The 12,042-nt window shown below is 23.7% G+C and carries 10 protein-coding genes and 4 pseudogenes; 11 read left to right on the top strand and 3 right to left on the bottom strand.

Annotated elements, in window-relative coordinates; genetic code table 4:
• Positions 1-208: 208 nt before the first annotated feature.
• From ACQH20_RS03755 to ACQH20_RS03735, 5 genes and pseudogenes are all read left to right on the top strand, one after another.
• Positions 209-448: a hypothetical protein gene (locus tag ACQH20_RS03755; protein WP_425376554.1), complete on the top strand. Its 240-nt coding sequence runs from the start codon at positions 209-211 to the stop codon at positions 446-448.
• Between the two features lie 266 nt (positions 449-714).
• Positions 715-1,539 (top strand): hypothetical protein, encoded by an 825-nt coding sequence (locus tag ACQH20_RS03750; RefSeq protein WP_425376553.1) that lies wholly within the window; start codon positions 715-717, stop codon positions 1,537-1,539.
• Positions 1,540-1,701: 162 nt separating this feature from the next.
• Positions 1,702-1,884, top strand: a complete 183-nt coding sequence (locus ACQH20_RS03745) for a hypothetical protein (RefSeq protein ID WP_425376552.1) — start codon at positions 1,702-1,704, stop codon at positions 1,882-1,884.
• A gap of 664 nt (positions 1,885-2,548) precedes the next feature.
• Positions 2,549-3,788 (top strand): annotated as a pseudogene (locus tag ACQH20_RS03740) (IS256 family transposase).
• Positions 3,789-3,929: 141 nt separating this feature from the next.
• Positions 3,930-4,287, top strand: a pseudogene (locus ACQH20_RS03735) (transposase); the annotation flags it as partial.
• A 34-nt stretch (positions 4,288-4,321) separates the two neighbouring features.
• On the opposite strand, the gene ACQH20_RS03730 reads toward ACQH20_RS03735, so the two are convergent.
• A complete protein-coding gene (locus ACQH20_RS03730; RefSeq protein ID WP_425376551.1) occupies positions 4,322-5,188 on the bottom strand; it encodes an IS3 family transposase in 867 nt (288 codons plus the stop codon).
• A gap of 66 nt (positions 5,189-5,254) precedes the next feature.
• Positions 5,255-5,635, bottom strand: coding sequence for a hypothetical protein (locus ACQH20_RS03725; RefSeq protein WP_425376550.1), 381 nt, complete (start codon positions 5,633-5,635; stop codon positions 5,255-5,257).
• A 75-nt stretch (positions 5,636-5,710) separates the two neighbouring features.
• On the opposite strand from ACQH20_RS03725, the pseudogene ACQH20_RS03720 reads away from it, so the two are divergent.
• Positions 5,711-6,127 (top strand): annotated as a pseudogene (locus ACQH20_RS03720) (IS30 family transposase); the annotation flags it as partial.
• 83 nt (positions 6,128-6,210) lie between these two features.
• Here ACQH20_RS03720 and ACQH20_RS03715 read toward each other — a convergent pair.
• Entirely contained in the window at positions 6,211-6,747 is a 537-nt protein-coding gene (locus ACQH20_RS03715) for an IS1595 family transposase (RefSeq protein WP_425377581.1), read from the bottom strand.
• A gap of 309 nt (positions 6,748-7,056) precedes the next feature.
• On the opposite strand from ACQH20_RS03715, the pseudogene ACQH20_RS03710 reads away from it, so the two are divergent.
• The 5 genes and pseudogenes from ACQH20_RS03710 to ACQH20_RS03690 all read left to right on the top strand — a co-directional run.
• Positions 7,057-7,377 (top strand): annotated as a pseudogene (locus ACQH20_RS03710) (IS30 family transposase); the annotation flags it as partial.
• A 191-nt stretch (positions 7,378-7,568) separates the two neighbouring features.
• Complete coding sequence (locus tag ACQH20_RS03705; protein ID WP_425376549.1) at positions 7,569-8,189, top strand: hypothetical protein; 621 nt, start codon at positions 7,569-7,571, stop codon at positions 8,187-8,189.
• 23 nt (positions 8,190-8,212) lie between these two features.
• The gene (locus ACQH20_RS03700; protein WP_425376548.1) at positions 8,213-9,793 is read left to right on the top strand and encodes an AAA family ATPase; all 1,581 of its coding nucleotides are present in this window, start codon (positions 8,213-8,215) and stop codon (positions 9,791-9,793) included.
• 14 nt (positions 9,794-9,807) lie between these two features.
• Positions 9,808-11,295 (top strand): VWA domain-containing protein, encoded by a 1,488-nt coding sequence (locus ACQH20_RS03695; RefSeq protein WP_339039037.1) that lies wholly within the window; start codon positions 9,808-9,810, stop codon positions 11,293-11,295.
• An 88-nt stretch (positions 11,296-11,383) separates the two neighbouring features.
• Positions 11,384-12,019 carry a hypothetical protein gene (locus ACQH20_RS03690; RefSeq protein WP_425376547.1) on the top strand — a complete coding sequence of 212 codons (636 nt, stop codon included), beginning with the start codon at positions 11,384-11,386 and terminating at the stop codon, positions 12,017-12,019.
• Positions 12,020-12,042 lie beyond the last annotated feature (23 nt).

Here is a 12,042-nt window from a genome sequence, read left to right as displayed (position 1 = left end):
TTATTTTATAATCTAATATTTCATTATTATGAAAATCTTTAACAATTGATAAATAATATGTTTTACCATTAGTTAATAAATAAGTTATATCAGTACCTAATTTTTTTTAAATTAGTAGTTGAAAAATCACGTTTTAATAAATTATCATATCTTAAACTTCCTGATATTGAAAAGTTGAAATTCAAAACAAGACAGATACCCTAACTTAATGATTGAATATGAAAATGGAACTAAAGCTTGAGTTGAAATTGAACGAACAAGAAAATCAAAAGAACGTATCGAAGACAAACTTGATAACATGCGCGAACACATAAAAGAAAACCATAAAGTGATTTGAATTGTACCAGATGTAAAAATGGCTAAATTCATACAAGAACAAATCAATTATTACAATTGACACAAAGAAACTCATGAAATTGAAATATTTAATTACATAAATAAGTATTAAAATATGAAAAAAAATGTTATAATTAAATTGTTCTTATTTTTATAGAACAAATAATTTTAAAAAATAAATATAAAATTTAAATAAACATAAATTCAAAAATTTCAAATAACCCCTAAAAATTTTAGTTTCAAATTTTTATTTGCGAACTTTTTTTTGTATAATTTAATTAAACTTAATATAAGTTTTTAACTCATTATTTTATTTTAAAAGTAAATGGGTTTTTTTATAAAATTGAAATAAAAATAAGAAGAGGTATGAAAAAATATATGAATACAGAAAAAATATTAGAATTAGTTAATTCAAAAGAAATAAATGATTGAATGAATCTTTTCAAACAAAAAATTGAAAAAGAAGAAATAAAAAATTCAGAATATATGAAATTATATAATAAAAATTATAATTTAAATTATAATTTTGAATTTCTTGAAGAAGAAAAAATATTAAATATATTAGAAGAATTAGATAAAAAAATTAGAAAAAAAGAAAATTCAAAAAACAAAATTGCAAAAAAATATCAAAAAGCAACTGAAAAAAGAAATGAAAAGTTAATGCAACAATATGAAAATATAATGACTGAAAAAAAGAAAAAAATCAAAACATTAAATTTGATTAAAGAAGAACATTTAGAAAAGATTAAAAATTTAGAATTAAAAAGATGTGAATTACTAAAAAATAGTGATAAAAATCAATTTTTTTTATCAAAAGAAGATAGAGAAATACGAAATCTAGAAAATAAAATATGAAAAAAAGTATTAGATGATTATTTTCAAAATAAAAACCATAGAATTCTTAAATTAAATCAATATGAAAATTGATTTGGTGAATTTAAAATTAAATCACTAAAAATACAAATAGAAGACACTATTTTCGAAAAACGTTTAAAAACATTGTCAGACATAGTTAAAACATTATATTTTGATGTATCTAGAGACAAATCTTTTTTAGAAAGTGAAAATATAAAAACAGATGATTTTGAAGAAATAAGTCTAAATTCTTTTGATGATGAAGGTATTGGAGAATCAATAAATTCGATAGATATACAAAATCAACCTTCAATAAGTTGATATAAACCAAGTTCATCACAAATGTAAAAACAAGAGATTGCAACAGCAATCTATTATATCTTTAAAATTAATTTTAAGGCACCAAATTTGATCATATACAAATGATTTAAAAATTTATATGGTTTATATTAAAAAAAAAGCCCTAATTTAGGGCTTTTTAGAATGAATTTAGGTAATGTTTAGTAATCTGTGTGACTTACAAAAATACTATCAAAAAAAGATGATACTAATCATCAAATTGAAAAATTAAAAATAGAAATATCAAAATTTGAATATGCAACAAATTATGTAAAAATAAATTCAATAGATTTACAAAATCACTCTTCAACAAGTAGATATCTAAGTTCTAGTAGTAAATCACAAAAAATGTAAATATTAATATTTTTAAAACTACTCAATTGAGTAGTTTTTGAGTTATTATTAAATATTAATTTTAAAAATAAAACATGTTTTATTTTTAAAAATTGTTATAATATCATTAAAAATAATAAAGAAGGAAAATATGGCAAAACTAAATTCATTACTTGAAAAAAAAACCGAATTAAAGAACTTTCAAGTTTTTCTAAAACCAAAAATTTTTAAAAAAAACAACACAAGATATGATACCAAATACTTTTTGTAGTAGATATTTAGTTGATAAATTTAGAAAAGAAGCAAAAGAAAAAGATGAAGTTATACAACTTTAATGACAGCTATTTTAGAAGACCGATACGGAAAGGAAAATAATGAGCATGAAAATGATTAGTTTTTGTAACAAAAAAGGAGGAGTTGGCAAGAATACTCTGAACTTGTCAAGAAAAGTGGACAATAAAAGTAACCTTTTATTAAATTTTATAAAATAGCGTTTGTAAGTGTTAAATTTATAGGTATGAACTAATTATTTGTTGGTTTGGAATGAGCTAATCGATATTCGATTGGACTCATTCCTTTTAATTTTATTTGGGTAATGTTTAGTAATCTGTGTAACTTACAAAAATAACTATGTTTAATTAATTCTAGTAAATATAATTAAATGACTAGAAAGAGTGAGTTACAGATGGCTAAAAAGCAAAATATTAATAATAATGATCCAATATCAAAAGCAGTAGATTTATTATTAGAAAATACTGAAGATTTAACAACAGTTTTTAAAGAGGGAGGATTGTATAAAGAATTAACAAAAAAGATTAGTAGAAAAAATGTTGAATTCTGAGATGCAAAATTATTTAGGATATGATAAGAATCAACATAGTAATAGTGACAATGCTCGTAATGGTATAAGTTCAAAAAAATTAATAACTCAACAAGGTAAAATTGAGATTGATGTACCACGAGATCGCAATAGTAATTTTAATCCTGTAATAGTTGCAAAAAGACAAAGAAGATTTGAAGGTTTTGATCAACAAGTTCTTTCTTTATATGCAAAAGGTATGACATTATCAGATATTAGAATGCAATTACAAGAGTTATATCATGGTGCTGATATTAGTGAAAGTGTTATTAGTCAAATTACTGATGATGTTATTGATGATGTAAAAGCATGGCAAAATCGACCATTAGAAAGTGTCTATCCGATTGTTTATTTTGATTGCATAATAGTGAAAGTACGACAAGATAAAAGGATTATTAATAAATCAGTTTATATAGCTTTAGGAGTTGATTTAGAAGGTAAAAAAGATGTTTTAGGTTTATGAATTAGTGAAAATGAAGGTGCTAAATTTTGATTAGCAAATTTAACAGAAATGAAAAATCGTGGCTTAAATGATATTCTTATTGCCTGCAGTGATAATTTAACAGGCATGTCAGAAGCAATACAATCAGTTTATCTTAAAACAGAACATCAATTATGCATAGTTCATCAAATTAGAAATAGTTTGAAATATGTCTCATATAAGCATAGAAAATCTCTAGTTGCAGATTTAAAACCAATTTATACTGCATGTAGTGAAGAACAAGCAATGCAGGCTTTAGAATCCTTTGAAAATAAGTGAAATAAACAATATCCTCAAATTGCTAAATCTTGATATAAAAATTGAGATAATTTAATTGTTTTTATTAGTTATCCTGCAGAAATTAAAAGAGTGATTTATACAACAAATGCTATTGAATCTGTAAATAGTCAATTACGAAAAGTTATCAGAAATAAAAAAGTTTTTCCTAATGATATGGCAGTTTTTAAAATATTTTATTTAGCAATTGAAAATATAACAAAAAAATGAACAATGCCCATTCAAAATTGAAATACAGCAATTGCTCATTTTATGATAAAATTTGAAGATAGAATTAATCTAAACTAGTACTTTGTAAAACAAAGATACACAGATTACATAAAAGCCTCTGTCATGGTAATGTTTAGTAATCTGTGTAACTTACAAAAATAACTATGTTTAATTAATTCTAGTAAATATAATTAAATGACTAGAAAGAGTGAGTTACAGATGGCTAAAAAGCAAAATATTAATAATAATGATCCAATATCAAAAGCAGTAGATTTATTATTAGAAAATACTGAAGATTTAACAACAGTTTTTAAAGAGGGAGGATTGTATAAAGAATTAACAAAAAAGATTAGTAGAAAAAATGTTGAATTCTGAGATGCAAAATTATTTAGGATATGATAAGAATCAACATAGTAATAGTGACAATGCTCGTAATGGTATAAGTTCAAAAAAATTAATAACTCAACAAGGTAAAATTGAGATTGATGTACCACGAGATCGCAATAGTAATTTTAATCCTGTAATAGTTGCAAAAAGACAAAGAAGATTTGAAGGTTTTGATCAACAAGTTCTTTCTTAAATATGTGGGACTTTCCTAAAAACTGTCTTTTTTAAATAAATTTTAGTTGTAAAATCACTAAGTTACACAGATTGCTGGAAAGTCCCAATGTCATGTCTAAACTTGCACTTATTTTATAATCTAATATTTCATTATTATGAAAATCTTTAACAATTGATAAATAATATGTTTTACCATTAGTTAATAAATAAGTTATATCAGTACCTAATTTTTCATTTAAATTAGTAGTTGAAAAATCACGTTTTAATAAATTATCATATCTTAAACTTCCTGATTTAGTTCTATAATCAAATTTTTTTATGCGAACCTTAGCTTTTAAACTCATATTTTTCATATATCTATATACAATATGAAATTTTAATTTTAAATTATAAATTTTGTTAATTCATAAAGTTATCATTTTATAACCATAAATTTCTTGAAATTCATAAAAAATATTTTTAATTATATTAGCTAAAAATGTATCTCATTTATTAAATTCATTCATTCCATTCTTAATTCACTTATAATATCCTGATTTTGAAACATTTAATAATCAACATAAATAACTAATCTGATATTTTTTCTTCAATGAGAAAATCACAAAATATTTCTTCTTTTTTGTCGATTTTTCTAAATACTTTTTTATATCGTTCATTGCCTCAATATATTCAATTAATTCTTGTTTTGTCATTTCATTAAAATTTAAAGATTTGGGTTGACCTGTTCTTTTGGTTTTTTTAGCACGAATTCCATTGCCATATTTTAAACCTTTTTCACCTAATAATTTATATGCTTTAATTCATTCTTTTATTGATGATCGACCAATACCATACTCTAATGCGGTTTTATCAATTGTTTTAATTTTACTTATTTTTATTATTTTTAACTTTTCTTCTTTTGATAGTCATTTAGCCATAAAAAAATGAACACCTTCCTTAAAGTATTTTTAACACAAAGGTTACAATTCTGTGTCTACTTTATTCTAGATGTTCATTAATAATCAACATAAATAACTAATCTGATATTTTTTCTTCAATGAGAAAATCACAAAATATTTTTTCTTTTTTGTCGATTTTTCTAAATACTTTTTTATATCGTTCATTGCCTCAATATATTCAATTAATTCTTGTTTTGTCATTTCATTAAAATTTAAAGATTTGGGTCGACCTGTTCTTTTGGTTTTTTTAGCACGAATTCCATTGCCATATTCTAAACCTTTTTCACCTAATAATTTATATGCTTTAATTCATTCTTTTATTGATGATCGACCAATACCATACTCTAATGCGGTTTTATCAATTGTTTTAATTTTACTTATTTTTATTATTTTTAACTTTTCTTCTTTTGATAGTCATTTAGCCATAAAAAAATGAACACCTTCCTTAAAGTATTTTTAACACAAAGGTTACAATTCTGTGTCTACTTTATTCTAGATGTTCAAATTAATACTATTAATTATTTGTTAATTACTAAAAATTATGCGCTTGATATAATTGCTAATTTTTTAAAGGAAAATAAAATAAAAAGTATTTCAACAAAAACTTTATATAACATGTTTAAAACAAATCGAATGGGTTTTGATGAAAATAACTTATTGAGAAAAGGAAAAAATAAACCTCATAAACGAAAAGAAACTAGAGGACGAATTAATAATTGTAAATCTATTCATGAAAGAAATTTAATCATTCCTAATATTAAAAATATACAAGAATTTGGTCATTTAGAGGGTGATACTATCATTGGTAAAGATCATAAAAGTTCTATTATTACTTTAGCTGATATATGATCAAAAACCACAATTCCTTTAGTTTCTAAAAATCATAAAGCAAAAAATATTACAAAAAGTATAATAAAAGGGTTTTTTCCCTTTATGTAGTATTTTAAATTTTATCACATAAATGTTGAGAAAACCCTATCTACGGACTTCTCCCCACATTTTTAAATCAAACATAGCATTACAGTTTCAAAACTAGGTATCTTGTTGAATTTATATGCAGCTTCTTTGCCATATAAATGAACATGATGTTTTGCAACTTTGATATGTGTTTTAAATGTTCTTCTTATATGTTTTCAAACTGATTCAATTTCGTTGGTATTGACACCAGTTTTTGAAATATAGCCATCTTGATGGTTAACTGTTTCATGCTTAGTGAAAACCAATTTCAAATCGTGATATCCTTTTCAAGAATCAGTATGTACAACACACTTTGAAGAAATGTGGTTTCTTGCAAACTGCAAAAGATTTTTACTGTTTGCGTTTTTCAATATTTTCACAATTAAATTATTGGTTGTTTTTTCATAAATCCCAACAATCAAAGTTTTATTCACCAAGGATCTTCCTTGTTTTTTAAAACCCATATGTGAAAGATACATTTCATCCATTTGCACTATCCCCTCAACAATGAATTGAGGTTCTTGTTTAGCAATGGCACTTCGGATTTTATGACCCATTCTTCAATCTGTTTTCAAGGTCACTCCCAACTCTTTTGCAACATCAGTTGATGAAATTCCATGTTTGGTGTTTATTCATCTAAAGATGAGATAAAACCAAGATGTCAAAGGTGTTTGTGACTTGTAAAAAATGGTGTTATGAAGAAAAGTAAATGTTTGATGACATTTCAAACATCTTATTCTTTTTAAATCAGAAGTATTCAAACTTGTTCAAACACCTGATACATTTGTTTTCCTTCAAACTTGCTATATATTTCAAACAATTCTTTTCAGTTTGAAATATTCTGTTGAATTCATTTCAATTCATTTTTCCTCCACAAGTACATGTGGGAGAAGTCCGTAATAAAATTTATTTCAAAGTTACAAAAAGGAACAGTTAAAACTATTACTTTTGATCGTGGTAAAGAATTTAGTAAATGAAAATTAATCGAAAAAATTTGCAATGTTAAGATTTATTTTGCAGATCCTGGCAAACCTTGTCAAAGAGATTTAAATGAAAATAATAATGGTATTTTAAGAAGATATTTACCAAAATCTACAGATCTATCTTTATATAAACAAAAAGACTTAAATGCTATAGCATTTCAAATTAATTCTACACCCAAAAAATGACTATCTTATAAAAGCCCAATAGACTTAATACAATTATTTTAAAAACTGTCCCATTTGTCCCATTTATATTTACAATTCAGGTTTGCAATATTATATTTTAAAAAAATAAATTTAAATTTGATAATTTTGTAAAATTGAACACTTATAATTTTGATTTATATCAGATACTATTATTAAGTTTTAATACCTAAAATAAGTTATAATATAAATAAAAAATAAGGGGTGTTAGATATATGGAAGAAAAAAAAGATGACTTAAAAAATACTCCATTGTCAAATGTTGATAATAGTATTATCAAACCAAATAATGATAATCCATCATTTAAAGATATTGAAGAACAACGTTTTACTACTTATAATCCGTTATTAAGTGATAGTATTAAATTTAAAAGAATGTATTGAAGTTCAAAAATGGAAAATATTGCTCGTATTTTGTTACTTACAGTTTCTTGTTTTCATTTATTTTTTTCTTATTTTTTAGCTAACAATTTGGTTAATCAAATTTTGAGTAATAAAGGTAGTAACATGAACCCAACATATATAATTTATATATTTTTAATTATAACTCTGGGATTTAATTTTATATTTTATTTACCAGTAGCGATTGGTCGCACTGCTAGTGCTATGTTTGGATGATCAATTGTTTATATTATTTTAGCAATTGCTTATTTTATAGTTTTAGAAGTATTTTGTACAATTTTGTTAGTGGTTAATGGATTAATAAATGAAACTGTTTCTGCAGAAGTTCCAATATTTATGATTATTGTTTTACTAATAACTGTTTTATGATTAATTGCTGCTTGTTTATTAATTGTTAAAAGTGATGATGTAAGAAGAGAATTAAGTGTCGAATAAATAATAAGTAAAGGAGAATATAAATGAGTACAGATAGTTTACTTTCTAAGCGAATTGAAGAATTAATTAAAGTAATTAGCGCTGATGTTTATGAAAAAGAAACTGTTTTTAAACTTGCTATTTTGGCGTTATTATCAGGAGAATCAATATTTTTATTAGGATTACCAGGAATTGCTAAATCATTAATTTCACGACGAATTAAATATGCGCTCCATGATGGGCGAAATTTTGAATATTTAATGAATCGTTTTTCTACTCCAGAAGAAATTTTTGGACCAATCTCAATCAAAGATTTATTAAAAGGTAACTATGTAAGAATTATTGATCAATATTTGCCTGCTGTTGATATTGCTTTTTTGGATGAAATTTGAAAAGCAGGCCCTTCAATTCAAAATACATTGCTAACTATTATTAATGAAAAAATCTTTCGTAATGGTGGTGTTGATATCAAAGTACCATTAAAACTATTAATTTCAGCTTCTAATGAGTTACCAGAAAGCGGTAAAGGTTTAGAAGCTTTATTTGATCGTTTTATTATTAGAATGATAGTTTATGGTTTAACTAATGAAGAAAATTTTAATGATATGTTAGAAAGTATTACTAGTTTAGAAGTAAAAGTTCCACTTGAATTACAAATTAAAACTTCTGAATATGAAAAGTGATTAAAAGAATTGGAAACTACTGTTACTTTAAGCAAAGAAACATTAAATTTTATTTCTCGTTTTCGTAAAATTTTAACAGAAGCAACTAATGGTAAAGCTTACATTTCTGATCGAAGATGAAAAAAAATTGCTAAATTAATAAAAGCTTCAGCTTATTATAATGGTAGAACAACTACTGATAAGCCTGATTTATTGATTATTCCTTACTGTATTTGAGATAATGAAGATCAAGAAAAAGAGTATACAAAACTTTTCAATGAAGAATATTGTGAAGATTTAACTTACACATTGAAACAAAATCAGATTGAACTGGAAAGTGAGTTGGAAACATTAAGTAATAATGCCGAAAACATTAAAGATAGTCAAAATCAACCATCTATTTACTCCAATCCATTTTCTGAACAAATTAAAGGCAAATATTATCGTTTATTATGACATAGTGATGAGTTTCCAATTTGTTTTATTAGTAGAAAGGATTTTCAGTTTTTATTACGACGTAATAAAAAGAGTCATAATATTCAATTATTTTATGGTAAAAGTTTAAGTAAAATGGAAGGTAATCAGAAGTTTGAGTTGCAATTAAAGAATTCTAGTGAATTAATAAATATTACAAATAATTCTATAATTCAAGTTGAATTAACTAATACTGATAGTAAATCACAATTTGGAAATATTAATAGTCAAATGAAAGATTTAAAGCAACAAATTAATGAATTAAAAGTACATTTTGAACAAGAATATCATCGTTTAAGTAAAACCGATTCTATATTTTTTGATGAACAATTTAAATCACTATTAGAAATGGCATTTTTTGATAAAATTTCACAAATACCAGAAGCAGAAACCGAAACGACTCTTTCATCAGAATCACTAACTGAATATTCACCAATAACTATTCCAAATGTTAATGATACTAATAATAATAATTCTGATATTAATTAAGATAGGTGATTATTATGGAACAATTAATTGAATCCCATGTTTCACAAATTTTAGAAACTAAATTGAAAAAAATGTCTTTATCAGAAACAAATTTAAGTAGTTTTACTTGATTTAAAAAAAATTTTGCTTGATTAGCTCCAGAATTTGATCAACAAATTAGTCATTTTTATTTAAATGAAGTTTTAGAAAAAAGTAAAAATATTGTTATTAGTCCCATCATTAAAAGAGAATTACGATTATATTTCTGAGTTATGATTAATGGTATTGATAGATTAAAAAATAATTGACAAGAAATTTACACTAGGGCAAAGATTCTTGATTCACCAATGATTAATTATTTTCATTATTTTCAAGAAAAATTTAAGGATCGTAAACTTAATAGTAAATTAACTTTTGATAATTTTATAAGACATTGAGAAAGTTTAATTGTTCAAAGAATTGTAAATTATAAATTATTTGAAACTATGCAAATGCGTCAAAAATATTTAACAATGTGAAGTAATAATATTAAAATTATTAATGAAGTAAGACATATTGTTGGTTTTGCTTGAAATTTTTTTGGACGATTTTGAGAAGGAGATTTAAATGATTTTAAAAAAATTAATTTAAATACTATTATACAATATGGTGAAATTTTAAATAAGAATCCATCTATTATTGAAATTGCTAGACTACTTGGTCGTTGAAAAGGAATTTCGGGTTTAACAGAAAAGCAGGTTCATCAAAAAGTACAAATTGAATATCAATTAAAGCCATTAGGAAAATGGCCTGAAGAAATAGTAGGAATTACCGAGGGTAAAGATTTAGAACATTTATTACCATTAGAATTAGTTAATCTTGCTATTCCAGAGTTAAATGCTATTTTTTATAAAAAATTTGTTGAAGAAAAGTTAGCAATTACAGAGTTTGAATCAATGGATTTAGTTGCCACTGAACATCTTGTTGAAGAAGTTGTAGAAGTACCAATTCCCGAAAGTGAAGGCCCTTTTATCTTATGCATTGATACATCTAAATCGATGAGTCATAGTCCAGAAATTATTGCAAAATCAATTGCGCTTGCTATTAGTAAAATTGCTTTACAAGAAAAAAGACCATGCTATATGATCAATTTTTCTGGTAAATTTGAAACTTATGATTTATCTAATTTAGTTTCATCAATTCCCAATCTAATTCATTTTTTAGGTCATAGTTTTAAAGGACATACTAATATTAATCCAGCTATTAGTCATGCTTTAACAATTATGCAATCTAAAACATATCATAATGCAGACTTATTGGTAGTTTCTGATTTTTTATCTGCTAATATTACTAAAAATAATATTAATTTAATGTTGCAACTAAAAGCAAAAGCTAATCGCTTTCATGCTATTAATATTGCTTCTTCAACATTGTCTAATAATTTTAAAAAATATTTTACTAATTATTGACATTATGATCCTCGCGATCCATTTGCTGCGCGAAAAATTGCATTAAATTTAGTTAAAACTAAAAATAAATCTTAATCTTAATTTTGATAGTTATTTTTTTGCTTTAATAATGATAAAATATTATTAGAGTGAAAAAGTAAACTGATAATGAGAGATGAATAATATGAAAAAAAATAATTTAATTTTAAGCAAAACATTAGTTATTATTAGTGTTTTAACAGTAACAATTAGTTTATCAATTTTTCCATTATTTAATTGAGGTGTTCCATTAAAAAACAATATTGCTATTATTATTACTTTAATCGTTAATAAAGAACCAATTACTAGTAGTTTTTATAAACAATTAATGACTAGTGATAGTATAGTTTCTTTATATACTTTTGGAACATTATTGATTTTTAATTTAACTTATTTAATACCATTAATTTTTATTAAAAAACCTTTTTCAAGATCAGTTTTTGCTATACACATGTTATTAATAACCTTAGTATTGATACTTTTTGTATTAGTACTTTTTAATTACTTTAATATTAGAAATTTTCAAACTATTCCTTTTAAAGATTTATGAACAATTCCTTGAGCAGGTATTGGTTTAAGTTTACTTACTATTTTTTGATATGGCTTAAAAAATTTATGAGTTAATCCTCCACAGTTATCAAAAAAAAGTAATGATTATAGTAAAAACAAAAAAGAAGAAATTAAAAGTGATGATTTACCATCATATGAAGATTTACAATTACAATTAAAAATGTTAAAAAAACAATTAAAAGAAGTTAGAAATATTAAAGGTAAGAAATAATAAAAGTTATTTTAGATTTTTAA

Origin of the sequence: Spiroplasma endosymbiont of Aleiodes alternator (genome assembly GCF_964031135.1) — a bacterium.
Lineage (GTDB): Bacteria > Bacillota_I > Bacilli_A > Mycoplasmatales > VBWQ01 > Spiroplasma_E.
The sequence above is the reverse complement of the archived record's forward strand: the minus strand, read 5'-3'. Positions and strand labels throughout refer to the sequence as shown.